The organism is Natrinema longum (genome assembly GCF_017352095.1).
Taxonomy (GTDB): Archaea; Halobacteriota; Halobacteria; order Halobacteriales; family Natrialbaceae; genus Natrinema; species Natrinema longum.
Genome location: NZ_CP071463.1, coordinates 696,182 through 720,461 on the forward strand (window position 1 = coordinate 696,182; position 24,280 = coordinate 720,461).

Here is a 24,280-nt window from a genome sequence, read left to right on the forward strand (position 1 = left end):
ATTAAGAGCAGGTTCGGAACTCACGTCCAGCGGTCCAGCCCGGTCTGGGTGACGCTCTCCTCGATTCGCTCGAAGCCGCGTGCGACCTCGTCTTCGTCGACACCCCACTCGTCGGTAACGTACTCGCGGGCGGCGGCGAGATCCGGCTCGAGCGTCGTCTCGAACTCGTAGTCGTCGGTCACGTTGGGATCGCGGAATAGCTGTCTAACGCGATCGCCGTGTTCGACGTGGTCGCCCCGCGCCTCGAGGACGCTCCAGAGGTCGCCGTGTTCGGTGATCGCCGAAATCGCGGTCTTGGGACCGATGCCGGAGACCCCCTCGTTGAAGTCCGTCCCGACGAGGATCGCCGCGTCGATCAGCTGTTCGAGGGTGAGGTCGTGGTGCTCGAGCGTGGCCTCGAGGTCCATCAGTTCGGGGTCGCCCTTGCTCGTCAGCTGACGCAGCGTCAGCGGTGCGCCAAAGAGCAGGGCGTCGTAGTCCTCGGAGCCGACGTAGTCGGCGTCGCCGCGCGTGACCATGTGGGCGGCCTGGGCTTCCCCCTCCGCCGGCGCTTCGACGATCGGCACGTCGAGCAGTCCCAGGAGTTCGCGGCTGGTCTCCTGGATCGTCGGCGTCAGTCGCTGGGTGCGAGACTCGAGTTGGGCGATCGCGACTGCGTCGCCTTCCTCGCGGGCAGTCTCGAGTTGGTCCTCGTAGCTCCGTCGTTGCTCGCGGCGGGACTCGATCTCGTCGTCCTTGAGATCGGAGGGACCGCCGTCGAAGACCATCACCGGCGTGATGTCGTGTTCGAAGAACTTGGGGAGTCCCTGGACGATCCCGACGAGGTTGGCGACCTCGGTCCCGTCGGCGGTCGTGTACGTGCCGCTGTCGGTCCACTTGACCGTCGTCGTCAGGTATCGATAGAGCCAGTTGTGTGCGTCGACGGCGACGACGCCCTCGATGTCCGCGAAGGGGATGTCCTCGATGACGGCGATGTCCCGAAGTGCAGCGTTTCCCATTGACGGCAGTTAGGCGGACTGGGATTTGAATCGTTGGCTTCGCAGTCGGCGTCCTCGTGGATCCGCGTTCGATCCGCGAGCGAACCGTCCCCGCCCTTCCACACCCGTAGTAACGGAACTGGCGAGCCCACAGTGGCAGCAGTCGTGCGAGCGGCGGTCGGTTTCGTTCATACGGCGCGGCAACTATAACCGAACACAGCGCTACCGATGACTATGGATGACTGCTCTACTTACTCCGAGTCCGTCCACCATCACTACGATTGGGCGACCACCGAGCCGAGTATGGCGATCATCGGAGCGATCGCATCCTTAGAAGAGGTTACACCGGCCGATCTCTCGACGACACTGGACAACACCCTCTACGATTACGTCGATCCCGAAGCGCTCGATGCGCTCGTTACTGCCGATAGTCGGCTCGTTATTTCGTTTTCGATCGCCGATTACGGGGTTCGAATCACCGAGGACGGATTGACGATCCGCTACGATTGAACGATCCGGGCGATCGCGTGCGCTCTCGCAATCACTCGCTGGGAGCGGTTTGCATGTAGCCGTCGAGACGTGCCGTCTCCTCGAGGATCCGGTCGAACCTGTCCGTTGCCCTGAACTCGATCGCATCCGCGTTCGTGCCGAACAGGACGATGCCGGCGTCGGCGAGTTTCGGAAGGTGCGTGTGACGGAGCGCGGTCTCGACGTCTCTGCGACCGCTCCCGGGAGGCGTCTTCGTCCCGTCACCGTCCCAGTTGGCGATCACGGCTGCGAGGGTGTCGATCCCGACCGCCTCGGATTCTCTCGTGAGATAGTATAGCACGTAGCGCCGGTAGGGATGAGACAAGAGATCGAACGTTTCGGTCAGTCGTGACGTATGCGGTCCTGCCATCACGTATCGATTGGTCTCGCCCCTCTTAACCTCTTTTTTGCGATAACTCTGCATACTTTACAATCCTGAGGAGAGACCGCTGACCGATTGGTTTTTTCAAGCGAACGGGGGCGATTCGGCCGGGGACCCGCCGGTAACAGTTCAATACTCCAATCAATATCGGCTTCGATGGCTACTTTTCGGTTGACTCGCGGTCCGAGAGCGCGTCGGGCTCGCCGACGAGTTCCTGGTGGAAGTGATTCCACGGTTGGACGTGTTCCTCCGCCAGGATGTTGCTGCTCACGAGCTGTAGCCCCAACTCGTCTAACTGTTCGGTGCTTTGCTTGATGTCCGTCGTCGCTTCGGCCACCACCTCCACGTGGAGGTTCTCCTCGCCGGACAACATCTCCCGGACGTTGACGACGCCCCGCACCTCGAGTGCCTGCTCCGCCATTTCCGACCGCCGGGAGAGGTCGGTCGAGCAAATGAAGAGGACGCGCATCGGATACCCCGCGGCCTCGTAATTGATCTCGGGATTGTAGCCGAGAATGACGCCCTTCTCCTCCAGTTGCGTGATCCGATTGTTGATCGTCGTCCCCGTGACGTCGGTTTCGTCGGCGATGGCCGTGTCGCTGGCACCGCGGGCGTCCACTTGGAGCAAGTGCAGGATACGGCGGTCGAGATTGTCGAGTGGCTCGTCGACCATACCATCGCGTTCGCCCTCGAGCGAGTTGAATCGGGTGCTTGAACACAACGCGGAGCAGTCGACTGCGAACGCCGAGATCGCTACTCGACGGACTCGAGGGCGGGCGGCTCGGCCTCGCGCCGCGACTCGAGGAACTGCTCCTCCGCCTCGGAGAGGCCCCGGTCGCGGTACTCCTCGAGGCCAGCCTGATACCGCTCTCGATCGGTCCACGCCGCGGTACCGTGGTCGTCAGGCGTCGGATACTCGAGGATCAGTTCGGCGATACCCGTCGTCTCGCCGGTGTAGACGAATCCCGTCCGATAGAGCGCCTCGTAGGCGTAGGGGTTGTTGACGGCGATCCGGAGTCGGCCGTAGCCGCGCTCGAGGGCGCGATCCCGCACTCGCCGGCAGAGTGCAGGGCCGATCCCCTCGCCGCGGCGGTCGCGGTCGACGGTCACGTAGCGAAGCCACAACACGTCGTCGTCGGTGCGATCCTCGTTGAACGCGACGGCCGCGACGAGCCGGCCGTCGTCGGCGCGGGCGACTGCCTTGCCGGTGTTCGTCATGACGAACTTGCCGGCGTAGCTGAACCGTTCGTGGTCGAGTCGGAGCTTGGGTCCGTCGGGCGGCCACGCGAGCAGTTCGTACTCCACGGGAGTGCTTCGCGAGCGAGCCACTACAATGCTCGGGCTCGGAACGGTCACCCAGGGCCGAGATACCGAATCGCTGACCCCACCAACGCTTTTCGACTCCTTCGTGGTAGCCGTCCGACGACGAGTGGCGAATCCGACACCGCAGCCGCGTTCGGACTGAGTGGCCCTGCCGGCTGGCTCGTCGGCGGTGCGGTCGGCGCGATCGCGTTCGGGATCGTCATGGTCCTCCTCGAGCCGGACGTCCTCGAGGCTGCGATCCCCGCGATCTACGGCCTCGAGTCAGCCGGTCCCCTCGGCTGGGCGATCCACGTCGCTCACGGAATCGTCCTCGGACTCGTGTTCGGCTTCCTCGTCACGCGCCCATCGATCCTCGGCGTGTCGTGGACCGACGTCGAAACCGATGCGCTCTCCCGAACCGGCGTGCCCTCCCGGGTGACCGGTGCCGGTCTCGTCTACGGGCTCGCGGTCTGGGCGGTTCTCCCGTTGCTCGTCCTCCCCGTCTGGGCGACCGCAGTCGGGGGCAACACCGAGCAGTTCCCCACGACCGCTGCCGGCAGCCTGCTCGGTCACGCCCTGTTGGGCGTCGTCCTCGGAGCAGTCTTTGCCGCGACGGTCGACCTCCGCGACCGGCCGATCGAACGGCGACTCGAGCGCTAGGGGTGGACGCCGATCGGGTTCGACTGGGCCACGGGTTCGTCCACGTCCCGACAGCCCGCCCCGGTTGGCCACCGAAGAAGCGTTCGCCGGATTCAAGAACGATCCTCGCCAGAACCCGACATGGACAAACGCGAGCGACTCGAGGCTGCCCTCGAGTCCCACGACCTCGACTCGATCTGGCTCGCCCGGCCCAACTCGTTTGCCTGGTTCACGGGCGGGAGCAACGTCGTCGACCGCGAGGCCGATACCGGCGTCGCTGCCGTTGGGTACGACGGGACCGAGGTGTCCCTCGTGACGGACAACATCGAAGCCGACCGGCTCGTCGCGGAGGAACTCCCCGATCTCGAGGCGGGGGAGGTTTCGGTCGTGGAGATGCCTTGGTACGCATCGTCGCTCGAGGAAGCGATCGCAGCGCACGTCGCCGACGACGACCGGGCCGTCGCCGACATCTCGATTCCGGGGTTCAAGCGCATCGATCCGTCGTCACTGCGCCAGCCGCTGACCGAACGCGATCGCGAGCGATACCGCGAACTCGGCGGACAGACGGCGTCCGCCGTCGAGTCAGTCTGTCGGGAGCTGCGCCCCGAGGATACCGAACACGAGGTCGCGTCGGCGCTGCGGGTCGCCCTCTCGGCGCGAAACATCGAAACGCCCGTCGTACTCGTCGGGGGCGCAAAGCGGGTCCAGCAGTATCGCCACTACACGCCGACCGAAGCCGAACTCGGCGACTACGCGCTCGTCTCCGTGACCGCCCAGCGGGCCGGCCTCCACGCGAGCTGTACCCGGACCGTCGCCTTCGATCCGCCGTCCTGGCTCGAGGAGCGCCACGAGGCTGCCGCTCGCGTGGAGACGACGGCACTGGCAGCGACCCGGGCGGCCGCCACGAGCGACGGCAGTGGAGCCGACGGCGAGACCGCTGGCGACGTCTTCGCCGCGATCCAGAACGCCTACGACGAGGTCGGCTACGACGGCGAGTGGGAACACCACCATCAGGGCGGCGCTGCCGGCTTCGCCGGACGCGAGTGGATCGCGACACCCGACCACGACGCGCCGGTCGAATCGCCGATGGCCTACGCGTGGAACCCGTCCGTTCAGGGGGCGAAAAGCGAGGACACCGCACTGGTCACCGACGACGAAATCGAGTTCCTGACGGCGACGGATCGCTGGCCGACGACGACCATCGAGGCAGTCGGCCGTGACTGCGACCTCGAGCGGCCGACGGTCCTCGAACTCGAGGAGTAGGGAACCGGCAATCCGAAAACGAGCGACCGGATCAGGTCAGTTGACCGTGATCGTCGTCGGCATCGCCGTCGTCGTCTTCGAACTCGATGACGTCGCCATCGGTCCCCGATTCTCCGTCCGAATCGGCATCGGTGTCCGACGTCGGAGCCGTGTCGTCGACGGTGATCGTGACCGGTTCGACCGCCTCCTCGAGGCCGGGGGTCGACTCGCGGTCGGGCTCCCGGTCGAGGACGCGATCGAGCCGAAAGATGGTGTTCAGTTCGTGCTGGACCTGGTCGACGACGCCGCCGACGAGTTCGCTCGGCTGGATCGCCGCGTACTCGTAGGGGTTGTTCCCGGCACCGTCGCTGGCCCGTTTCTCTCGTGTCACGCGGTCTTCGTCGTGGAGTTCCGCGAGCGCTTCGCGGACGGTACTCGGGTAGAGACCGGTTCCCTTCGCGACCTCCTCGGAGGTGCTCCCGGGGTTTGCCAGCAGATACACGTAGATCTTCGCGCGGGTCTCCGTGTCCAGGATCCACGAGAGCAAGTCGACGATTCGCTGGTCGAGTTCCTCGGCGGTCGGCGCTCGACCGACGGCCTCCCCGTCGTCTGCGAGGAAGTCCTCCGGTCCCTCGATCGGTTCCTCGCCCTCCTCCGTCCCGTCGACCGGATGCTCGTCAGTATCGTCGGAACTCATGTGTCTACTCGTACAGGAGGAGGGTTCGCGCGGAGTTAAACCTTTGTGGCGACGACAGCGGAACCGCGATACCGCCGGTGAACGCCGCTCGGAGACGGGACCAACACCGCCCGCCGTGCCGACAATCACTCGAGACGCGTCGGTGATCGCTCTCGTCTACGCCGGTTCGTCGTCCCCGGTCCCGCCCTTCGACTGGAGTCGCTTCGTCGTCTGGACGAGCGGATGGCGTGCGTAGTCGACGACGTCGATGTCGTCGATCCGCTCTAGCTCCTCCTTTTCGGCCGTCCGTGCCATCCCCAGCTCGATCTCCTGGTCGATGACGATAACGTAGGCGTCCATCTCGTCGATATCCAACCTGTCGGCCGCGAGCACGCGGTGGTGGCCGTCCGCCAACAGGAGCGTGCCGTCGTTGTCGATCACCACTAACGGTTCGGCCAGCCCACGCTCGAGTTCGTACCGCCGTCCCTCGAGTTCGTCGGCGTAGACCCGACCCTGCGTCGGCGTCAGCTCCGAGAGGGGGACCGTTCGTCGCTCCTCCGTCAGTTCGATCTCGTGGATCTGCTCGAGCGTTCGCATGAGTTTGCCGACCTTCTCGGGGGTCGCGCGTTCGATCTGGCTGCGGATGACGTCGGCGTTGGAGATGATCCCCACGAGGTTGCCCGCGTCGTCGACGACGGGCAGTTTCTGGATGCCCGACCGCAGGATCACGCGTGCCGCGTCCGTCACCTTCATTTCGGGATGGGCGACGAGCAGATCGGTCGCCATGACGGTAAAGATCGGGTCGTCGTCGTCCGCGAGCAGCAGGTCGCGGGCGCTGACGAACCCCTCGACGCGGCGTCGATCGCAGACCGGAAAGCCGCTGTGTTCCTCGCTTTCGGCGATCCGCGTCGAAACGTCGCCGACGGTCTCGTCGGGCGACACCGTCGCCACGTCACGTGTCATGTAGTCTTCGACCTTCGGCTTCGTCCGATCCGACGCGACTTCCATGCACGGACCTACGAGAGCCCCGCGCAAAAGGACTGTCACTGACGGTCCGCGCCGCTGGCACCCACACCAATTACGCCGACTCGCCGTCGTCTCGCTCGCCCCGCTGGGTGAACAGCCACTCGCTGGTCTGGGTGTACGCGCCGACCGGAACCCCCGGCCGCGTGTCGATCGCCTCGAAAAAGCGGTTCGTGATCACCTCTTCGACCACGCTGACGATCGACTCGACCTCCTCCTCGTCGTCGGCACTCCCCAAGATGCCGATCTCGAGTTGTGCACCCGCCATGTCGGCGTGACCGCCCGCGCTGCCGATCCGGTCGAACCCGTCCCGAAGCGTCTCCCCGAGATCGACGTCGGCGGCCCGCGACCGGGCCGACAGGAACACCATCTCGTCGTTGAAGCCGAAGACGAGCGTCGTTTCGATGCCGTCCATCGTGAGCAACTGATCGGCTGCCTGGGGTAACGCATCACGATCACCGATGCGCCCGACGCTCGCGACCGCAACCGACCCGCGCTGGATCCGATTTTTGATCGCCTTGGCGATCGTCTCGAGGGTCTCACCCTCGAGCGAGGGCTGTTCGATCTGGTCGAGCAGCGAGGTGTCGACGTGGGGCCACAACAGCGACGCGGCCCGAAAGTCGTCGGGAGAGACCTCGCGAGTGAAGTCGTTCGTATCGATCCGAATCCCGTACAGCAGCGCCGTCGCGGTCGCGACGTCGAACGCGACGTCGAACCGATCGAGGTACTCGGCCAGGATCGTACTGGTTGCCCCCGCTCCCTGTCGAAGGTCGACGAACTCGCCGGGAACCGGGCCCCGAGGAGGATGGTGATCGATGACGATATCCACGTGGAGGTCCTCGGGGAGTTGATCGTTGACGCCGGGACGGGAGTGATCGACCAGCGCGAAGGCCGAATACTCCGAGATCGATGCATCGGGAGCCAGGTTTCGAAGGTCGAGATCGAGCAAGTTGACCATCGCCCGGTTCTCCTGGTGAGAGATCTCGCCGAAGTAGCAGGCGTCGGCGTCGACGCCGACAGACTCGGCGATGTCGACGAGCGCGACGGCACTCGCGATCGCGTCCGGGTCGGGGTTGTCGTGGGCCACGACCGCCAGTCGGCCGTCGATCCCCGCGAGGAACTCCCGGAGTTCGATCGCGGCCTCGGCCGAGGGGCTCGCCGCGTCGTCGAGTACCTGCGCGGCGATGGCACCGTCGGGATCGACGACGGCGTCGGCGAGTTCGTCGAACCGATCGCGATCCGTGTCCGTCGCGTTCCCGCCCAGATAGGCGACGATCACCGCCTCGGGGAAGCGGTCTCGAGCGGCCTCGAGCGTGGCCCGGTTGACGTCCGTGCGGTCACTAGCGACGAAGATAAGGTCCGGTCGGTCGACGTTCGCGATGGTCGCGGGATCGGTGGGATCGGCGTCGCGGGCCGGCACGCTCTCCTCGCGTAACGTCTCGACGGTGCTTTCGTCGTCGGTGATGACGAGCGATCGATCTCCGTCGCGATCGGGCAACTGCTCCGTCACCTGTCGACAGACGGTCCCGCAACCGAGCACCAGCCGGAAACCCATTTATCGCGGCTTGCAACCCCGGCCGGTAAAAGCTACCGGGTCGTTCGTCCGTTCCTCATACGGCCCGCTGTCACTGGGATCCGGCCCAGCCGCGACCCGCCCTGTGTGGCTGGGCCGGTACCGACTGGACCCCTATTACGTGACGACCGCGGCCGCCGCCTCGGTCGCGGCGTCGGCGATCGGCCCGAACGCCGGGAGGAGGACCACGGTCATCACGGCGGCGGCGACGATCGCCGCGTAGAGCGCCGTCGGCTGGGCGAGGGAGTCCCGGTCGAGAATCGGTTCCTCGATCCAGAGGGCCTTGACCAGCCGCGAGTAGTAGTACAGCGAGAGCGCACTGTTGATAACCAGCGCGGCCGCGAGGACGAGCAAGAGCGTGTTGTCCGCCGCCGCGTTGATGAGTTCGGTATAGAGGAGATACTTGCTCCAGAAGCCACTGAATGGCGGGACGCCTGCGAGGCTGAACATGAAGATCGCCATCGCCCCGCAGGCGAACGGAGCCTGCGTCGAGAGGCCGTTGTAGTCCTCGAAGGTCCGGCCGACGCCCCAGTACTCCGCCAGCCCGACGAACAGGAACGCGCCCGTGTTCATGAAGCCATAGACCAGCAGGTGCATCATGGCCGCGCCCATGACGAGTTCGCCGCCGTCCGCGGAGAGGCCCGCGAGCCCGATCAGCACGTAGCCGGCGTGGCCGATCGAGGAGTAGGCGAGCATCCGCTTGACGTTCTCCTGGGTCGCCGCCGCGAAGTTCCCGACCGTCATCGTGACGATCGCGAGGATCACGAACGCCAGCGTCCAGTCGACGCCGATGACGGCCGTCGTCGCCTCGAGCGGGAACGCCGTCGTGAACACGCGGAAGGCGAGCACGAAGCCGGCGGCCTTCGAGGCCGAGGAGAGGAACGCGGCGATCGGCGCGGGCGCGCCCTCGTAGGCCTCGGGGGCCCAGAAGTGGAAGGGGACGCTCGCGGTCTTGAACGCGATGCCGCCGATCAGCATGAGGATGCCGAGTCCGAGCAGGCCGTCCATCTCGGCGACGGCCCCGTCACCGCTCTCGAGAACCGCGGCGATATTCGTGAGTTGCAAGGAGCCGGTCGCGCCGTAGACGAGACTCACACCGTAGACGAAGATCGCCGAGGAAACGGCCCCGATCAGGAAGTACTTCAGGCCGGCCTCGACGCTGCCGCGGTTGTCCTTCAGGATCGCGACGAGAGCGTACGACGGCAGGCTCGTCAACTCGAGCGCGATGAAGATCGTCACGAGGCTGTTCGAGGCGGCCATCGTCGACATCCCGGTCGCGGCGAGCATGACCAGCGAGTAGTACTCGGCCTGGTAGGTGTGATCCCGCAGGTAGTCGTAGCTCGCGACCGCGACGAGGGCGGTGACGACCGCGATGATGATCATGAAGTACAGCGCCAGTTGGTCGACGACGAACTGGCCGCCAAGCAGGTCGATGACGCCGTAGTTGTCGATCCCCGTCGCGCCGACCCCGGCGGCGGTGTACCAGACGGCGACGGCCAGCGACGACAGCGAGCCGACGACGGCGGTGCCAGCCAGCAGCGTGCGATTCGTCGAGTGGGGGTCGATGCTATCTATCAGGAACAGGATGAGTGCCGTCCCTGCCAGGATGAGCGCCGGGGCGAGTGCCGTCCACTCGGGAAGTTGCAGAACCGCCATCAGAACTCACCTCCCTGGATGATCGGATCGATTGCGTCGGTTATCATGTCGAAGATCAGGTCGGGGGCCACGCCCAGGGCGATGATGAGTCCCAGGAGCACGACCATCGACGCGACGTCGTGGACGGGCGCGCGGCCCACCTCGTAGTCGGTTTCGAGTCGGTACGGTCCGAACACCGTCCGCTGGAGCGCAAAGAGCAGGTAGCCGGCGACGATGACGATGCCGAACATCGCCAGCGCGGTAAACAGCGGTGCGTACGGGATTCCGGACCCGAAGGCACCGAAGAAGATGAAGTACTCGGCAGCGAACCCGCTCATCAGCGGCAGTCCCATATAGCCGAAGGCACCGGCGATGAGAATACCGACCGCGATCGGCATCCGGTCGGCCATTCCCGACATGTCGGTAACCATCCGCGTGTGGGTCGCGTTGTAGATGACGCCGACGGCCATGAACATCAGCCCGGAGATCAGGCCATGCGAGACCATCTGGAAGGTCGCGCCGCCGACCCCGAACTGGGTGTACGCGACCAGTCCGAGGATGACGTAGCCCATCGACGACACGGAGGAGTAGGCGACGATCCGTTTGAGGTCGGTCTGGGCGAGTGCCAACATTGCGCCGTAGATGACGCTGATCACGGCGATCGCCGCGATCGGCACCGCGTAGGCCGCCACCTGATCGGGGAACATCGTGAAGTTGAATCGAAGCAGGGCGTAGGTCCCCATCTTCAGCAAGACACCGGCGAGCAACACCGATGCCGGCGTCGGCGCTTCGACGTGGGCGTCGGGCAGCCACGTGTGGAAGGGGACGATCGGCACTTTCACCGCGAAGCCGAGGAACATCGCGACGAAGACGACCGAGGCGAGCGTCGTCCCGCCGAGGCCGAAGAGCCCCTCGGGACCGCCATCGAGCATCGCCGTCGCGATTTCGGGCAACGCGAAGGAGGTGACCGAGTCACCGAGCCCGAAGACGAGAGCGATGAAGGCACCGAACATCACCAGCGACGCCACGTTCGTGTAGACGAAGAACTTGATTGCGGCGTACTTCCGGCGTGGTCCGCCCCAGATGCCGATCAGCAGGTACATCGGGATTAGGACCGCCTCCCAGAAGACGAACCAGAGGAAGAAATCCAGCGCCGAGAAGACGCCGATCAGGTTCGCCTCGATGAAGAGGATGAGCCCGTAGAACTGGGATTCGCGCTCGTCGATAGGCGTCCAGGAGCTGACGATCGCCAGCGTACAGAGGATCGTCGTCAGGACGACCAGCGGCAGGCTGATGCCGTCGAGGCCGACGAACCACGAGATCGAGTAGTCGCCGACCTCGAGCCAAGCCGCCTGCGATTCGAACGCCAGTTCGCCGTCGAGTAAGGCGTTTCCGCTGCCGTCGAAGGCGGCCAACAGCCACAGGCTGAGCGCCGCCGGCACGAGGCTAATAGCGAAGGCAAGCTTGCCGGCGATGCGATTCGGCGCGATGAAGGTCACCAGCGCGCCGATCAGTGCGACCGCGATCAGTGCTTCGATCATCATACGAACCACCCTCCGAGAGCGCCCAGAAGCAACAGTAAGCCGATGAACCCGGCCACCAGCAACGCCGCGTAGTTAGTCACGATACCAGTCTGTAGCCGCTTTATCCAACTGCTGCCGAACAGACTCGCCGTCGACGTGCCGTTGACGACGCCGTCGATGACGGTCTGATCGAACCGATCGGCCGCCCGCGCCAGCGGCAGCGTCAGGCCCTCCGCGAGCCAGACCTGGTACTCGTCCTGATAGTAGTTGTGCTTCAGGACGCGGTACGCGCCGCCGAGTTTCGCCGTGTGACGGGACGGTTCGGGCACGTTGTAGAGCGTGTGCGCCGTGACCGCGCCGGCCAGCGCGAGCCCGAGCGATAGCCCCGCGCCCAGCAGCATCGTCGTCGTCTCCGAGCCGATATAGCCCTCTTCGAAGGCCACCGTCTCGTGGTAGGCGTGGTAGGTCAGCCCCTCGACGGCACCGTACTCGCCGTCGAGCCAGAACTCGAGGAACGTGATGTCGACCCCCGCGAGCTTCGCGATCGGAGCCATGTTCACGAGGCCGGCGACGGCGGCGAGAGTCCCGAGCGCGAGCAGCGGAACCTTGACGGCCCAGCCGACCGGATGGGGATCGGCGGCCGTCTCGGTCCGGGGTTCGCCGTGGAAGGTCAGGAAGACCATCCGGAACGTGTAGAAGCCGGTGAAGAACACGGCGAGCAGCCCCATCGCGTAGGCTGCGAGGATGACCGGCTGCTCCAGTCCGACTGCGAGTGCGTCGAACAGCACCTCGTCTTTCGACCAGAAGCCCGAGAAGGGGACGATCCCCGCCAAGGCGAGCGCGCCGGCGAGGAAGGTGTAGTAGACGACGGGTGCCTTGTCCTTCAGGCCGCCCATCTCCCACATGTCCTGTTCGTGGTGCATGAGGATGATGACGGCACCGGCACCGAGGAACAGGAGGGCCTTGAAGAAGGCGTGGTTCATCAGGTGGAAGACGCCGGCGACGTAGCCGCCGACGCCCAGCCCGAGCATCATGTAGCCGTACTGGCTGATCGTCGAGTACGCCAGCACCTGTTTGATGTCGTCTTTGACGACGGCCATGGTCGCGGCGAACAGGGCGGTGAAGCCGCCGACGAAGGCGATGATCGCCAGCGCGGTCGGACTCAACGCGTAGTAGCCGAACATCCGGGCGACCAGGTAGACCCCGGCCGCGACCATCGTCGCCGCGTGAATGAGCGCGGAGACGGTGGTCGGACCCTCCATGGCGTCGGGCAGCCAGGTGTGGAAGGGGAACTGCGCGGACTTGCCGAGCACCCCGCCCAGCACGAGCAGTCCGGTGATCGTCACCCAGGTCTCGGCGTCGAAGCCGAACAGTGCCGTGCCGTCGTCGATCGCCGTCTCGGCTGCGGTGACGAACGACTCCTCGCCGGCGAAGCCGACCGTGCCGAACGTCGCCGCGATGGCGACGACCCCGATCAGGAAGAAGTAGTCACCGAAGCGGGTGACCAGGAACGCCTTCTTCGCGGCCGAGGGGGCCGATTCCGTGCGGAACCAGAACCCGATCAGCAGGTATGAACAGAGGCCGACGAGTTCGAAGAACATGAACGCCATCAGCAGGTTGTCCGCGAAGACGAACGCGAGCATGCTGAACGTAAAGAGGCCGAGTTCGGCGTAGTACCGCGGCAGCCCGGTCTCTCCCTCGGCGTTCATGTAGCCGAGACTGAAGACGTGGACGAGCAAGGCGACGAGCGAGACGATCACCAGCATGAGCGCCGAGAGCGGATCGATCAGGATCCCAAAGGAGAACGCGATCGTCTCGACCCCGGTGGCGCTCTCGGCCGCGCCGGCCGTCCACTCGTAGAGCGTCGTGTGATGGACGTCGCCGCCCGCGACGGCCGCGAACATAACCAGCGAAACCACGAGCGACCCTCCCGTCGCGAGGATACCCGGGATCGCGCCCTTTTTCGGCAGGTGTTTCCCGAAGAGGAGCGCGACTACGAAGGCCACGAGCGGGAACACTGCGATCGCCGGTGCGAATCCGAACGGTCCTGTTGCTGTTGCTGCCATCTTACCACCTCATCGTCCTTGGAACCGTGACGTCGACATCACGGAAGTTACGGTACAACACCAGGATGATCCCGAGTCCGACGGCGACCTCGGCGGCAGCCAGCGCCATCGTAAACAGCGCGAACAGCTGGCCGGTGAGGTTGCCGTGATAGAACGCGAACGCGATCAGATTGATATTCGCGGCGTTCAACATGAGTTCGACGGACATCAGGAACAACAGTGCGTTGCGACGCGTCAGCACCCCGAACAGGCCGATACAGAACACGGCCATCGACAACAGTACGTAGTACTGTACGTCGACGGTCATCGGCTCTCACCCCCGGTTTCGGTCGAACCGCTGTCCGACCGAGAACCGCCGTCGGCGACGGCCGGCGTTGCATCCTCACCGCCACTCGAGGCCTCGCCGGCGCTCGAGAGTGCGGAGACGGGCTCGCCGCCCTCCTCGCGTTTCGCGAGGACGAGCGAGGCGTCGAGTGCGGCGTCGAGTGCGACGGCGACGAGCAAGACGGCGGCGAGGAACGGTTCGGTGCCGCCGATCGTCTGCAACTCGTCGAAGCCAAACAGGGCGTACCCGAGTTCGGCCGTGATCGAGACGTTCTCGGGGAAGCCAGCCCCCGCAGCCTGGGTCATCGGCTCGAACGTCGTGTTCAGGGTGATAAGCGCCATCACCGCGAACAGACCGACGGCGAGTAGTCCCGGGACCAGCGTCTTGCCGAGTCGGAGTTTCGGACCGGTCGTCATGCCTGTACCACCTCTGTGTCAGCGTCGGTGTCGTCGCGCTGGGTCAACATGACGGCGAACGTGATGAGGACGAGGACCCCGCCGACGTAGACGAGGACCTGCATCATGGCGACGAACTCCGCCGCCAGCATCACGTAGTGGACCGCCACGCTGAGCAGCGCCACGCCCAGCAGGAGCGCCGAATGCCACGGGTCCTGCATGAGCACGACACCCATCGCGCTGGCCAGCGTCACGAGGGCAAACAGCGCGAACGCGATCAGCTCGTAGTTCATGGTTGTTAGTAGTGCCCGTTTGCGGGACGGGCGGACCCGTTACTGATAGTCGACCTCTCCCTCGCCTTCACCGACCCACGCGTCCCGATCGGGTTCGCGGGCGGCGAGCGGGTCGATGTCCTTGTACCACGGAACGGCTTTCAGCTGTTCTTTGTTGTAGACGAAGTCGTGTTTCGTGTCCGCAGTGAACTCGAAGTTCTCCGTGAGGAGGATGGCGTCGACGGGACAGACTTCCTCGCAGAGCCGGCAGTAGATACACTGCCCGATGTGGAGGTTGTACTGTTCGCCCTGTCGTTGGTCGTTCGTGACGATCTGGATCGTGTCGTTCGGACAGACGTTCTCGCACTGACGACACCAGATGCACCGCTCCTGACTGAACTTGTGGACGCCCCTGAACCGGGGCGAGACGTCCGGTGCGGTCTCGGGGTACTCCACCGTGAAGGTGGAGCCGTCCAGTGCGTGCTTCATCGTCGTTGCCATCGATTTGAGTATCCCGATCATGCTATCAGTCCCACGATTACCGCGGTCAAGACGAGATTGGCGAAGGCCAACACGAGCAGCCCCTTCCAGCCGATCTCGATCAGTTGGTCGATCCGGACGCGGGGAACCGCCGAGCGCAGCCACTGCGTCGCGAAGAACACCGCCCAGATCTTGATGATGAACCAGACGATGCCCGGCAGGACGGGGCCGGCGGGTCCGCCGAGGAAGATCGTCGCGATGATCGCACCGCCGAGGAAGATGTGGAGGAACTCCCCGAGATAGATCAACACGAAGTAGACCGAGGAGTACTCGGTCTGGTAGCCAGCGACGATCTCGGTCGGTGCCTCCGGCGTGTCGAAGGGGTTGCGGCCGACCTCAGCGAAGTTCGCCACCAGAAAGAGGACGAACGCGAAGGGATTGACCAGCGCGTACCACCGCGGAACGTCGATCCCCACGATCGTCACGAACGTCTCGCCCTGTGCCGCGACGATTTCGCCCATCTGCAGCGTGCCGGCGAAGATCACGACGGACATCCCGGTGACGACCAGCGGGATCTCGTAGGCGACGTTCTGTGCCACCGCGCGGAGCCCGCCGAGCATCGAGTACTTGTTCGCCGACGCGTAGCCGGCCATCACCAGTCCGAGGCTCGCGATTCCCGACACTGCGAAGACGTAGGCGAGTCCGACTTCGGGGTCCGCGAGTTGGATCCCGTTCCCCATCGGAATGACGGCAAAGCCCAGCAGGGCCGAGGAGACGACGACGATCGGCGCGAGATCCCACGCTGGACGATCCGCGTTCTCGGGAACGATCAACTCCTTCGAGAGCATCCGAACGGCGTCGGCGATGATGATCCCGATTCCGGCGGGACCGATCTGGTTGATCGAGATTCGATCCGTAAAGGAGGCGGTAATCTTTCGCTTCGCCCACGGACCAGCGAGAGCGGTCATCGTGAGCATCAGGGAGCCGACGAATACCGCCCCGATGAGAGTCGCCAGCAGTTCGCCGGCGAGCCCGAACTGGTCGAGCCCCGTCAGATCCCCCAATCGCTCGGGAAGCAAGACGGTATCCTGCAGCGGGACCGACGCCATGCCGGACATCTTACCGGTCCACCTCCCCGAGCACGATATCGAGGCTGCCAAGCGACGCGATCAGGTCCGGGATGTACTCCCCTTCGGACATTTCGGGCAGCGCCGAGAGGTTGTGGAAACACGGACTCCGGATCTTGAACCGACCCGGCTTGTCCGTCCCGTCCGAGCGCATGTAAATCCCGAGTTCGCCCTTCGCGGCCTCGACGGCGCGGTAAATCTCCGTGTCCGCGTCCGGCTTGAGCGTCCGTGGCACGTTGCTCTGGACCGTCCGCTCGTCTTCGGGCCAGTCCTCGAGCAAGTCGACACACTGCTCGATGATCTTCGCGGACTCCTCGACCTCCTGCATGCGCACGAGGACGCGGGAGTAGTTGTCGCAGCCGTCTTCGGTGACGACGTCCCACTCGAGGTTCTCGTAGTAGCCGTAGGGGTCGTCCCGACGGAGGTCGTAATCGATGCCCGAGCCCCGGGCCACGGGCCCGGTACAGCCGTACTGTTTGGCCACCTCGGGCTCGAGAATCCCGGTGTCGTGACACCGGATCTGGAAGATCTCGTTGCCGGTCAGCAGATCGTTGTACTCGTCGACCTTCGCGGGGAGCCCGTCGAGGAAGTCTCGCGTCTTCTCGAAGAACTCCTCGCGGGGTTCGGGCAGGTCCCAGGCGACCCCACCGAGCCGGAAGTAGTTGAACATGAGCCGCTGGCCGGTCAGGTCCTCCAGGATGTCCTGGACGACCTCGCGGTCGCGCATGCCATACTGGAAGATGGCGGTAAAGTCGCCGTAGACGTCCAGCGCGAAGGTGGCAAGCGCGAGCATGTGGGAGGCGATCCGGCAGAGCTCGGCCCCCATCGTTCGAATGACCTGCGCGTAGTCGGGGACCTCGATGTCGGCGAGATCCTCCGCCGTCCGCGCGTATGCCCACTCGTTGAGCAGGCCGGCGGAGACGTAGTCCCAGCGGTCCGGGTACGGCATGATCTGGTGGCGGTAGGTCCCGTTCTGGCACATCTGCTCTTCACAGCGGTGCAGATAGCCGATGTCGGGGTCGACGTCGACGACCGTCTCGCCGTCCAGCACCGTCTCGATGTGGAGCACGCCGTGGGTCGCCGGGTGGTGCGGACCGATATTGAGGAACATCGTGTCCGACTCGTCGTCGTGGTGGTCCGGTTGGACCGGATTGGCGTGCTCCGAGAGAGTCACGAGCTGTGGTTTCTCCTGGTCGTAGCCCCGCGAGAGCGGATGGCCCTGCCAGGTCTCGGGCAGGAGGATCCGACGCGGATCGGGGTGGCCCTCGTAGTCGATGCCGACGAGGTCGAAGGCTTCCCGCTCGTGCCAGTCGGCGGTTCGAAAGACCGGTTCGGCGGTCTGGCTGACCGGGTTATCGGTGGTCGTCGGGACGACGATCGAGACCTCCTGGGTCGGATCGGCGTACTTTCGGAGGTGGTAGATCGATTCGTACCGGTCGGCGTACTCCTGTGCGGTGAGGTTGGCGAGGTGATCGAACCCCGCCTCGTCTTGCAGGTCCGTGAGGACGCTCTGGACGTCGTCCGGCCGGATCACGAATCCCGGTGCGTTCAGGTGATCGTCGCGTGCGAGCGCGCGATCACCGATCAGGGCCGCGAGGTCGTCTTCCGACACTTCGACCGGTGGCTGCTGTCCTCGCTCGAGTCCCGTGCTCATGGCGAATCAGCCCAGTTGTATCGCATGACGAGGTCGTCTTCGTCGATCTCGCTCGCCAGTTTCTGGACGAGTTCGTCCTCCGGCAGGTCGCCGAACTCCTCGAGTTCGTAGGGCTTGACGACGACGGGGGTCGACTCGCCGTTGCGGATCCGCTCCTGGAGTTTGACGATGCCGTAGACGAGCGCTTCCGGTCGCGGTGGGCAGCCGGGAACGTGGATGTCGATGGGGATGATCTCCTCGGCTCCCTTGACGACGTTGTACCCTTCCTGGAAGGGGCCGCCCGAAATCGTACACGAGCCCATGCCGACGACGAACTTGGGTTCGGGCATCTGGTCGTAGACCCGCTTCATGCGGGGGCCGAACTTCGAAACGATCGTCCCGGGGACGATCATCACGTCGGCCTGTCGGGGCGAGGCGCGGGGAACACCGGCCCCGAAGCGGTCGAGGTCGTGTTTGATCGCGTACGTGTGCATCATCTCGATGCTGCAACACGCGATCCCGAACTGGAGCATGAACATCGAGTTGCCCCGCACCCAGTTCATGAATTTGTCGAACTTCGTGAGGATGAACGGGGTCGACCCGAAGGCCTCGCGGAGCTTGGAGTTGAAGCGGTCGTCGGCACCCTCGCCGATCCGCGAGTCGCGGGTGTCCGTCGACGGTGCGGTGCTGTCGTAGATTTGCTTGCGTGGTTGTTCGCTACTCATGATCTGTCAGTTTCCAGCTGGCGGGGTGTCTGTGCCCACTGTACTGCACCCGTGCGCCACGCCCACGCGAGTCCGACGAGCAGGATGGCGACGAACAACAGCATCGGCCCGAGCGCACGGACGAGTGGAATATCCGCCGCGAGCGCATCCTGATAGGCGACCGCCCACGGGAACAGGAGGACGGTCTCGATATCGAAGACGACGAACAGCAGCGCAACCATGTAGTACTGGATATTGAACCGGATGCGCGTTCCGCCGGTCGGAATCTCGCCACTCTCGTAGGTGGCTCGTTTGCTCGTTTCGGGCACGGTGGGCCGCAGGAGATACGATACCGACATCATCCCGACCGGTATCAGTACCCCGACGAGCGCCAGCGCCCCGATGGCGATCCAATCATTCATCTCGGTAACGTTCGAGGCTTCAGACCGCACGCACATAAGGGTTGATTCTTCGTTTTTCGGGGAAACACGGGCCGAGAAGGGAGTTCAGCCCGAGTGGACCCTCGTGAATAATCACCGTATACTATTTGTAAGAGTGCAACCCCTGAACGAATCGGTAAGACGGTGTTACGCGACGCCGAGATACGCCGACAACCGCCGTTCGAGCCGCGTATTGTCCTGCGACGGATCTAGTAGTCACTGAACGTCAATGCACACCTCATCGTACGACGACGTTGCGATGAGTGTGTCGATCGTTTCAGTGGCTACTATAGGGTCGAGCGATCGAGCGTGGGCTGACCGGCGATCGATCGTCCGTTCGGCGCGAACCTCGGGCTACTCGCGGTTCCGGAACGACGGAGTCCCGCCATCGTGGAGGTCTCGAGAAACGGTTCCGACGCCCTCGCGCAGGTCCTCGTGATAATCGACCAGTCGCGCCCGGATCTCGTCGTGTTGTCGCGCGAGGATCTGGGCGGCCGACAGCGCGGCGTTGAACGACTTGCCGGCATCGACCGCGACCATCGGTGCACCGGTCGGCATGCCGATGACGCTGTCGACGGATTTCTCCTGGACGGGGACGCCGATGACCGGCAGTGGGTACGCGATCGACGCGGTCATGTTCGGGAGGTCAGCGGACTTGCCGCCCGCCCCGGCGACGAGTACCTCGAGACCGCGCTCCTCGGCCGTCTCGGCGTAAGCCGTCATTAAGTCGGGCGTTCGGTGGGCAGAGGTCACGTAGGTCTCGAAGGTGAACCGCTCGTCGGGTGGACTCTCGAAGTCCGTTTGCTCGGCGAAGCCCAGTTCCTCGACGAAGGCGTCGTAGGCACCGGGGCGTTTGCCGCCGGTCATCATCGTCTCGAGGTCGGAGTCGCTGCCCATCACGATGCCGACGTCGGGCGTTTCCTCGGACGGACGGTCCTGCGTCGCTTCGTCGTGCAGGCGGTCGATCAGTTCGGTGATGCTGTCGCTCATAGGTGGTGGTGGTCGGGCGACCGACTTGAAACGGTGGCAAACGAGGCGAGCGACTGGCGAACTCGCGGCCGACGCTACGGTCGGAACGTCACGGCGTCCTCGAGTTCGCGTGCACGCTCGAGCAGCTCGTCGACCGATTCGCTCTCTTCGGCCGCCGAGAGCGTCACGTGCCCCATTTTACGCAGCGGGCGGGCCTGCCGCTTGCCGTACCAGTGGAGGGCAGCGCCGGGCGTCTCGAGGATCTCGTCGATGTCGCCTAACTGTGCGGACTGTTCCGCGTCGACGTCGGCGAGCAGGTTCGCCATCACGGTCGGCGAGCGCAGCTCCGTCGAGCCAAGCGGCCAGCCCAGGACGGCACGAGCGTGCTGTTCGAACTGGGAGGTTTGGGTCCCTTCGATCGTCCAGTGGCCGGAGTTGTGCGGGCGCGGCGCGATCTCGTTGAGGAGGATCTCTCCCTCACGCGTTTCAAAAAGCTCGATCCCGTAGACGCCGCGTCCGTCCATTACTTCGAGGACATCGCGCGCGACCGCGTGGGCTCGCTCGGTGACGGCGTCGCTCGAGCGTGCTGGAACGACGGTCTCCCGGAGGATCTCGTCTTCGTGGACGTTCTCCCCGATCGGGAAGGTCGCGACGTCGTCCTCGCCTTTGACCGCGATGACCGACACCTCGCGTTCGAAGTCGACGAACGACTCGACCATCGCGGGGCCGGCGACCGACTCGAGGGCGTCCGCGGCGTCGGCTTTCGACTCCACGGGGACGTTACCCCGGCCGTCGTAGCCGCCGGTCCGGGCCTTGCACATTACCGGCGCGCCGTAGTCGTCGATCGCCGCCCGAACGTCGGCGGCGTCCTCGACCTCGCGGAACGGCGGCACTGGAACCCCGGCGGCCTCGAGTTCGCGCTTCTGGACGAGTTTGTCGTGGATGGTCTCGAGCGTCGAAGGGTCGGGATGGACGGGCGTTCCGGTGTCCTCGCTCACGCGCTCCATCACGTCCTGATCGGCGAGTTCGATTTCGAACGTGAGCACGTCGGCGCGCGCGGCGAGTTCGCGGATCCCCGCCTCGTCGTCGAACCCGGCGACGATCTGATCGCGGGCGAACGGCGCGGCCGGACAGTCAGGCGTCGGATCGAGGACGACCACCTCGACGCCAAGCGGCGCGGCCGCCTCGGCGAGCATCCGCCCGAGCTGTCCCCCTCCGACTACGCCGATCGTCGGTCCCGGCGTCCGTAGCGTTGTCATTGCGCGGTCGTTGACGGTGGCTGCGCTTAAGAATTAGTGATTTGCGTTCCGCTTCGCTCCGAACTCGACTCGGGCCCGACGTCGAGAGGGTTCGACCGTGTCGTCGGTACCCGTCGCTACCGCGCTCGTTCGACGAGCGCTGGAGCAAAGAAACGTGATTTGGCTGGTCGGTGTTTCAGTTCAGCAGCTACAGGAAAACGGCGCACTCGTTGTGGTCGTGACGGTCACCGTCGTCGTGGTCGTAATCGTATCGTCGGCTCGGATCGGTGCGAGTTCGCGAATATCGAACTCCGAATCAAATTCGGCTTTCGTTGCTTCGAAACCGCCAATCGTATTCTGAACTGTGGACATAGCCAATATACTATTATACGGAATAGATATTAAATCTTTTTACTATATAATAAGATATTATAATTCCCAGCACAACCGTAACCGGAGAGCGGTCTGCTGGGTCAGTCGGCCGTCCCGGTTGTGGTCGTCGTGGTGACGGTCGTCCACGTCGTCAACTGGACGGCCGGACTCGAATCCGTTTCCGGTTCGAACGCCGAGTCGAACTGGTTCTTCAGTGTCTCTGGGCCACTGGTTACGTCTACATCGGGGTTTGCAACTGACATAACCGATTAGAAAATATACACCAGGAATCTTAAATCATTCTATAAAATGATAGGAAAAACGATGGGCGGTAGGTGCATCGGTCCGTCGTGTCGACCACTATCACTCGTCTTCACGCTCCGTCGTCATTTGACGAAGTTATTCTACCAATAAGTATTAAATATGGTCTGTTCTATAATTTTATACATGGGCGGAAAGACAGAAGCTTCGAATCGGCATCCGCGAGGCGAACCCGTCTCCCATGGCCGGTCCGAGACGGTCGTGTCGGTCGACGGGTTAACGAAATCGTACGGAACCGGCTCGGATACCGTTACCGCGGTAGACCAACTCTCGTTCGAGATTGAAGCGGGAACCGTCGTCGGTCTGCTCGGACCCAACGGTGCCGGGAAAACGACGACCATCAAAATGCTTCTGGGCCTAATCCAACCCAGTGACGGTGTCGCTCGACTCTGTGGCACCGACGTCGAAAAGTCATCCGAGATGGTGTATCGGTCGGTAGCAGCGATGCTTGAGGGAGCGCGAAACATCTACTGGCGACTGACCGTTCGTGAAAACGTGCGGTTTTTCGCCCGACTCGGAGACGAACCGGCTGACCCGAACCGGGTCGGTCGGATAATTTCGCAGGTCGGACTCGAGTCGAAAGCCGACACTCCGGTAAACGAACTCTCACGCGGAATGAAACAAAAGGCGTCGCTGGCGTGTACGCTCGTCCGGGAAACACCAGTCGTGTTTCTCGACGAGCCGACGCTCGGCCTCGATGTCGAGAGTTCGTTAGAGTTACGTCGCGAGCTCCGGCAACTGGTCACTCGCGACGGGCGAACGGTACTCCTCTCGAGTCACGATATGCAAGTAATAGAAGCGGTCTGCGATCGCGTGATCATTCTGAATGACGGTGAGATACTCGCCAACGACACCGTCGAGAATCTCCTTGACGTATTTCACACCCAGACCTTTCGTATCACCGTCCGGGGCCGACTGTCCCCCGACGTACGGACTGAACTGACCGAACGATTCGGTGCCACTCGGTGGGCCGAACACGGCGACCAACACCGCTTCGAGACGACCAGCGTGCGAGGAAACGAGTTCTACGCGTTGATGGACGTTCTTCGGGAGTCGTCGACGACGTTCGTGTCAGTCGATACCGTCGAACCGGACCTCGAAGACATCTTCCTGCGCATTATCGACGACGGGGAGGTGTGATCGGATGTCCGGTCATCGGAGACTGCTGATCGCGGTCTTCGAAAAGCAGTTGATCCTGCTCAAACGCTACTGGCTCAACACGGTTCTGATGCTCTTTGGTGTCTACCTCATGTTTGCAATGGTCTTTTTCGGCGGGCAAACGGTCGGCGGTAACAGCATCGATAGCGCCCTCGATACTGTCGTCATCGGATTCTTCCTGTTTCTGGCCGCGAGTGCTGCGTACTTCGACGTCGCGCGGAGCATCATGCAAGAAGCGCAGTGGGGAACGCTCGAGCAGTTGTACATGTCTCCGTTTGGTATTGGTCACGTACTCGGGGTCAAGACGGTCTTCAACATCGTCGTCAGCATCGGGCTGGCGATCGGGTTGCTGGGACTGATGCTCGTGACCACCGGCCGATCCCTCACGGTCGACCTCGTCACGATCGTTCCCCTGCTCGTCATGACGATCCTTCCGGCAGTCGGGATCGGCTACTTCATCGCCGGACTCTCCTTGCTGTACAAGCGAATCGAGAACGTTCAGCAGTTGCTCCAGTTCGGTTTCGTGGGGCTTATCGCGGCCCCGGGAGCGGTGCAGGGACCGATTCTGGTCTTCCTTCCGTTGAGTTTCGGGAGCGACCTGTTGATGCGAGCGATGACGGACGGGACTCGACTGTGGGAGTTTTCGCTGCTCGAGTTGACGGCTCTCGTGGGGAGTAGCGTCGGGTATCTCGTCGTCGGATACGTTATTTTTGGACGATTCGTCGAACGAACCCGCAAGCGCGGCATCATGGGCCACTACTGAAGTCCCAACGGACCCTCACAACCGGTCCGTCGTCGCGTCCCCGCTTACGACTCGACTCGCACCGAGACTGCCGGGACGGAAGAATTAGGCTCGATCGAACTCGGGCTCGCGGTCGGCGTCTTCGTCGGCCCGGCTCGGGGTCTCGTTGCTCGAGCGCGACGACTCGGTGTCGAGGACCGTTTCGACTCGTCGCTCGAACTCCGATTCGGTGAGTTCGCCGCGTGCATATCGGTCTCGGAGGGTCTCGAGTGAATCGGTCGCGTTTCGCTCGGGAGACTCGTCCGACTCGGATTCCGACCGAGACTTGTCCGCGAGCCGTCCCGCGACCACGAACGAGACGCAAAGACCCACTACGAGTGTGAACGCGAGTGCTGCGGCCAGGATCGAACCCAGGAGTGCAAAGAGGAGGACGAGTGGAATCCCGAGAGCAGCGGCGAAGAGTCCGATTTCGCTCCCCTTGTCCATTATCTTGCGTTACGTAATTACCGATGAAAAATTTGTCGCTCAGTACCCAACC

The 24,280-nt window shown here is 63.9% G+C and carries 27 protein-coding genes; 5 read left to right on the top strand and 22 right to left on the bottom strand.

Translation table 11 applies throughout. The features are described 5' to 3' along the window. Positions 1-20: 20 nt before the first annotated feature. On the bottom strand, positions 21-998 hold the full coding sequence (fen, locus tag J0X27_RS03360; RefSeq protein ID WP_207271050.1) for a flap endonuclease-1: 978 nt from the start codon (positions 996-998) through the stop codon (positions 21-23). A 213-nt stretch (positions 999-1,211) separates the two neighbouring features. Here fen and J0X27_RS03365 point away from each other — a divergent pair, with 213 nt between their 5' ends. Next, positions 1,212-1,487 carry a HalOD1 output domain-containing protein gene (locus J0X27_RS03365; RefSeq protein WP_207271051.1) on the top strand — a complete coding sequence of 92 codons (276 nt, stop codon included), beginning with the start codon at positions 1,212-1,214 and terminating at the stop codon, positions 1,485-1,487. Positions 1,488-1,518: 31 nt separating this feature from the next. Here the strand turns inward: J0X27_RS03365 and J0X27_RS03370 are convergent, their stop codons facing one another. The 3 genes from J0X27_RS03370 to J0X27_RS03380 form a co-directional block, all read right to left on the bottom strand. Then, a complete protein-coding gene (locus tag J0X27_RS03370) occupies positions 1,519-1,875 on the bottom strand; it encodes a DUF7344 domain-containing protein (RefSeq protein WP_207271052.1) in 357 nt (118 codons plus the stop codon). 172 nt (positions 1,876-2,047) lie between these two features. After that, positions 2,048-2,560: an Lrp/AsnC family transcriptional regulator gene (locus tag J0X27_RS03375; RefSeq protein ID WP_207271053.1), complete on the bottom strand. Its 513-nt coding sequence runs from the start codon at positions 2,558-2,560 to the stop codon at positions 2,048-2,050. An 80-nt stretch (positions 2,561-2,640) separates the two neighbouring features. Further along, complete coding sequence (locus J0X27_RS03380) at positions 2,641-3,192, bottom strand: GNAT family N-acetyltransferase (RefSeq protein ID WP_207271054.1); 552 nt, start codon at positions 3,190-3,192, stop codon at positions 2,641-2,643. Between the two features lie 219 nt (positions 3,193-3,411). On the opposite strand from J0X27_RS03380, the gene J0X27_RS03385 reads away from it, so the two are divergent. Together J0X27_RS03385 and J0X27_RS03390 are read left to right on the top strand one after the other, a co-directional pair. Continuing rightward, positions 3,412-3,849: a hypothetical protein gene (locus J0X27_RS03385; protein WP_425491934.1), complete on the top strand. Its 438-nt coding sequence runs from the start codon at positions 3,412-3,414 to the stop codon at positions 3,847-3,849. Positions 3,850-3,969: 120 nt separating this feature from the next. Beyond that, on the top strand, positions 3,970-5,091 hold the full coding sequence (locus J0X27_RS03390; protein WP_207271055.1) for a M24 family metallopeptidase: 1,122 nt from the start codon (positions 3,970-3,972) through the stop codon (positions 5,089-5,091). A gap of 31 nt (positions 5,092-5,122) precedes the next feature. Here the strand turns inward: J0X27_RS03390 and J0X27_RS03395 are convergent, their stop codons facing one another. From J0X27_RS03395 to J0X27_RS03475, 17 genes are all read right to left on the bottom strand, one after another. Next, complete coding sequence (locus J0X27_RS03395) at positions 5,123-5,767, bottom strand: helix-turn-helix domain-containing protein (protein ID WP_207271056.1); 645 nt, start codon at positions 5,765-5,767, stop codon at positions 5,123-5,125. Between the two features lie 156 nt (positions 5,768-5,923). Further along, positions 5,924-6,754 (bottom strand): CBS domain-containing protein, encoded by an 831-nt coding sequence (locus J0X27_RS03400; protein ID WP_207271057.1) that lies wholly within the window; start codon positions 6,752-6,754, stop codon positions 5,924-5,926. A gap of 70 nt (positions 6,755-6,824) precedes the next feature. Then, on the bottom strand, positions 6,825-8,324 hold the full coding sequence (locus J0X27_RS03405) for a DHH family phosphoesterase (protein WP_207271058.1): 1,500 nt from the start codon (positions 8,322-8,324) through the stop codon (positions 6,825-6,827). 135 nt (positions 8,325-8,459) lie between these two features. Then, positions 8,460-9,998, bottom strand: coding sequence for an NADH-quinone oxidoreductase subunit N (locus J0X27_RS03410; protein WP_207271059.1), 1,539 nt, complete (start codon positions 9,996-9,998; stop codon positions 8,460-8,462). After that, on the bottom strand, positions 9,998-11,521 hold the full coding sequence (locus tag J0X27_RS03415; protein WP_207271060.1) for a complex I subunit 4 family protein: 1,524 nt from the start codon (positions 11,519-11,521) through the stop codon (positions 9,998-10,000). Before J0X27_RS03415 ends, J0X27_RS03410 begins: the two co-directional genes overlap by 1 nt. Continuing rightward, positions 11,518-13,566, bottom strand: coding sequence for an NADH-quinone oxidoreductase subunit L (gene nuoL, locus J0X27_RS03420; RefSeq protein WP_207271061.1), 2,049 nt, complete (start codon positions 13,564-13,566; stop codon positions 11,518-11,520). Before nuoL ends, J0X27_RS03415 begins: the two co-directional genes overlap by 4 nt. A gap of 1 nt (position 13,567) precedes the next feature. Next, positions 13,568-13,873 (bottom strand): NADH-quinone oxidoreductase subunit NuoK, encoded by a 306-nt coding sequence (gene nuoK / locus J0X27_RS03425; protein ID WP_097378626.1) that lies wholly within the window; start codon positions 13,871-13,873, stop codon positions 13,568-13,570. Continuing rightward, on the bottom strand, positions 13,870-14,307 hold the full coding sequence (locus tag J0X27_RS03430; protein ID WP_207271062.1) for a hypothetical protein: 438 nt from the start codon (positions 14,305-14,307) through the stop codon (positions 13,870-13,872). Before J0X27_RS03430 ends, nuoK begins: the two co-directional genes overlap by 4 nt. Continuing rightward, positions 14,304-14,579, bottom strand: a complete 276-nt coding sequence (locus tag J0X27_RS03435; protein WP_097378624.1) for an NADH-quinone oxidoreductase subunit J — start codon at positions 14,577-14,579, stop codon at positions 14,304-14,306. The genes J0X27_RS03430 and J0X27_RS03435 overlap by 4 nt, the downstream gene beginning before the upstream one ends. Before the next feature lie 39 nt (positions 14,580-14,618). Further along, positions 14,619-15,080 carry a NuoI/complex I 23 kDa subunit family protein gene (locus J0X27_RS03440; RefSeq protein ID WP_008009959.1) on the bottom strand — a complete coding sequence of 154 codons (462 nt, stop codon included), beginning with the start codon at positions 15,078-15,080 and terminating at the stop codon, positions 14,619-14,621. Then, positions 15,077-16,156, bottom strand: coding sequence for a complex I subunit 1/NuoH family protein (locus tag J0X27_RS03445; protein ID WP_207271063.1), 1,080 nt, complete (start codon positions 16,154-16,156; stop codon positions 15,077-15,079). Before J0X27_RS03445 ends, J0X27_RS03440 begins: the two co-directional genes overlap by 4 nt. Before the next feature lies 1 nt (position 16,157). Continuing rightward, entirely contained in the window at positions 16,158-17,819 is a 1,662-nt protein-coding gene (locus tag J0X27_RS03450) for an NADH-quinone oxidoreductase subunit D (protein ID WP_207271064.1), read from the bottom strand. Beyond that, positions 17,816-18,523, bottom strand: a complete 708-nt coding sequence (locus J0X27_RS03455; protein ID WP_207271065.1) for an NADH-quinone oxidoreductase subunit B — start codon at positions 18,521-18,523, stop codon at positions 17,816-17,818. The genes J0X27_RS03450 and J0X27_RS03455 overlap by 4 nt, the downstream gene beginning before the upstream one ends. Then, complete coding sequence (locus J0X27_RS03460; protein ID WP_097378620.1) at positions 18,520-18,924, bottom strand: NADH-quinone oxidoreductase subunit A; 405 nt, start codon at positions 18,922-18,924, stop codon at positions 18,520-18,522. Before J0X27_RS03460 ends, J0X27_RS03455 begins: the two co-directional genes overlap by 4 nt. Positions 18,925-19,296: 372 nt before the next feature. Continuing rightward, positions 19,297-19,932 carry an AIR carboxylase family protein gene (locus J0X27_RS03465; protein ID WP_207271066.1) on the bottom strand — a complete coding sequence of 212 codons (636 nt, stop codon included), beginning with the start codon at positions 19,930-19,932 and terminating at the stop codon, positions 19,297-19,299. Between the two features lie 74 nt (positions 19,933-20,006). Beyond that, positions 20,007-21,170 carry a 5-(carboxyamino)imidazole ribonucleotide synthase gene (locus J0X27_RS03470; RefSeq protein ID WP_207271067.1) on the bottom strand — a complete coding sequence of 388 codons (1,164 nt, stop codon included), beginning with the start codon at positions 21,168-21,170 and terminating at the stop codon, positions 20,007-20,009. Positions 21,171-21,622: 452 nt separating this feature from the next. After that, positions 21,623-21,784, bottom strand: a complete 162-nt coding sequence (locus J0X27_RS03475) for a hypothetical protein (protein WP_207271068.1) — start codon at positions 21,782-21,784, stop codon at positions 21,623-21,625. A 184-nt stretch (positions 21,785-21,968) separates the two neighbouring features. Here J0X27_RS03475 and J0X27_RS03480 point away from each other — a divergent pair, with 184 nt between their 5' ends. Beyond that, positions 21,969-22,982 carry an ABC transporter ATP-binding protein gene (locus J0X27_RS03480; RefSeq protein WP_207271069.1) on the top strand — a complete coding sequence of 338 codons (1,014 nt, stop codon included), beginning with the start codon at positions 21,969-21,971 and terminating at the stop codon, positions 22,980-22,982. Between the two features lie 4 nt (positions 22,983-22,986). Continuing rightward, positions 22,987-23,763: an ABC transporter permease family protein gene (locus tag J0X27_RS03485; RefSeq protein WP_207271070.1), complete on the top strand. Its 777-nt coding sequence runs from the start codon at positions 22,987-22,989 to the stop codon at positions 23,761-23,763. Positions 23,764-23,847: 84 nt separating this feature from the next. On the opposite strand, the gene J0X27_RS03490 is transcribed toward J0X27_RS03485, so the two are convergent. Then, positions 23,848-24,228, bottom strand: coding sequence for an SHOCT domain-containing protein (locus tag J0X27_RS03490; protein WP_207271071.1), 381 nt, complete (start codon positions 24,226-24,228; stop codon positions 23,848-23,850). Positions 24,229-24,280 lie beyond the last annotated feature (52 nt).

Excerpts from the sequence above, each read along its gene's own strand:
- fen (WP_207271050.1), bottom strand. The coding sequence starts at position 998 with ATGGGAAACGCTGCACTTCGGGACATCGCCGTCATCGAGGACATCCCC.
- J0X27_RS03365 (WP_207271051.1), top strand. The coding sequence starts at position 1,212 with ATGGATGACTGCTCTACTTACTCCGAGTCCGTCCACCATCACTACGAT.
- J0X27_RS03370 (WP_207271052.1), bottom strand. The coding sequence starts at position 1,875 with ATGGCAGGACCGCATACGTCACGACTGACCGAAACGTTCGATCTCTTG.
- J0X27_RS03375 (WP_207271053.1), bottom strand. The coding sequence starts at position 2,560 with ATGGTCGACGAGCCACTCGACAATCTCGACCGCCGTATCCTGCACTTG.
- J0X27_RS03385 (WP_425491934.1), top strand. The coding sequence starts at position 3,412 with ATGGTCCTCCTCGAGCCGGACGTCCTCGAGGCTGCGATCCCCGCGATC.
- J0X27_RS03390 (WP_207271055.1), top strand. The coding sequence starts at position 3,970 with ATGGACAAACGCGAGCGACTCGAGGCTGCCCTCGAGTCCCACGACCTC.
- J0X27_RS03395 (WP_207271056.1), bottom strand. The coding sequence starts at position 5,767 with ATGAGTTCCGACGATACTGACGAGCATCCGGTCGACGGGACGGAGGAG.
- J0X27_RS03400 (WP_207271057.1), bottom strand. The coding sequence starts at position 6,754 with ATGGAAGTCGCGTCGGATCGGACGAAGCCGAAGGTCGAAGACTACATG.
- J0X27_RS03405 (WP_207271058.1), bottom strand. The coding sequence starts at position 8,324 with ATGGGTTTCCGGCTGGTGCTCGGTTGCGGGACCGTCTGTCGACAGGTG.
- J0X27_RS03410 (WP_207271059.1), bottom strand. The coding sequence starts at position 9,998 with ATGGCGGTTCTGCAACTTCCCGAGTGGACGGCACTCGCCCCGGCGCTC.
- J0X27_RS03415 (WP_207271060.1), bottom strand. The coding sequence starts at position 11,521 with ATGATGATCGAAGCACTGATCGCGGTCGCACTGATCGGCGCGCTGGTG.
- nuoL (WP_207271061.1), bottom strand. The coding sequence starts at position 13,566 with ATGGCAGCAACAGCAACAGGACCGTTCGGATTCGCACCGGCGATCGCA.
- nuoK (WP_097378626.1), bottom strand. The coding sequence starts at position 13,873 with ATGACCGTCGACGTACAGTACTACGTACTGTTGTCGATGGCCGTGTTC.
- J0X27_RS03430 (WP_207271062.1), bottom strand. The coding sequence starts at position 14,307 with ATGACGACCGGTCCGAAACTCCGACTCGGCAAGACGCTGGTCCCGGGA.
- J0X27_RS03435 (WP_097378624.1), bottom strand. The coding sequence starts at position 14,579 with ATGAACTACGAGCTGATCGCGTTCGCGCTGTTTGCCCTCGTGACGCTG.
- J0X27_RS03440 (WP_008009959.1), bottom strand. The coding sequence starts at position 15,080 with ATGATCGGGATACTCAAATCGATGGCAACGACGATGAAGCACGCACTG.
- J0X27_RS03445 (WP_207271063.1), bottom strand. The coding sequence starts at position 16,156 with ATGTCCGGCATGGCGTCGGTCCCGCTGCAGGATACCGTCTTGCTTCCC.
- J0X27_RS03450 (WP_207271064.1), bottom strand. The coding sequence starts at position 17,819 with ATGAGCACGGGACTCGAGCGAGGACAGCAGCCACCGGTCGAAGTGTCG.
- J0X27_RS03455 (WP_207271065.1), bottom strand. The coding sequence starts at position 18,523 with ATGAGTAGCGAACAACCACGCAAGCAAATCTACGACAGCACCGCACCG.
- J0X27_RS03460 (WP_097378620.1), bottom strand. The coding sequence starts at position 18,924 with ATGAATGATTGGATCGCCATCGGGGCGCTGGCGCTCGTCGGGGTACTG.
- J0X27_RS03465 (WP_207271066.1), bottom strand. The coding sequence starts at position 19,932 with ATGAGCGACAGCATCACCGAACTGATCGACCGCCTGCACGACGAAGCG.
- J0X27_RS03470 (WP_207271067.1), bottom strand. The coding sequence starts at position 21,170 with ATGACAACGCTACGGACGCCGGGACCGACGATCGGCGTAGTCGGAGGG.
- J0X27_RS03475 (WP_207271068.1), bottom strand. The coding sequence starts at position 21,784 with ATGTCAGTTGCAAACCCCGATGTAGACGTAACCAGTGGCCCAGAGACA.
- J0X27_RS03480 (WP_207271069.1), top strand. The coding sequence starts at position 21,969 with ATGGGCGGAAAGACAGAAGCTTCGAATCGGCATCCGCGAGGCGAACCC.
- J0X27_RS03485 (WP_207271070.1), top strand. The coding sequence starts at position 22,987 with ATGTCCGGTCATCGGAGACTGCTGATCGCGGTCTTCGAAAAGCAGTTG.
- J0X27_RS03490 (WP_207271071.1), bottom strand. The coding sequence starts at position 24,228 with ATGGACAAGGGGAGCGAAATCGGACTCTTCGCCGCTGCTCTCGGGATT.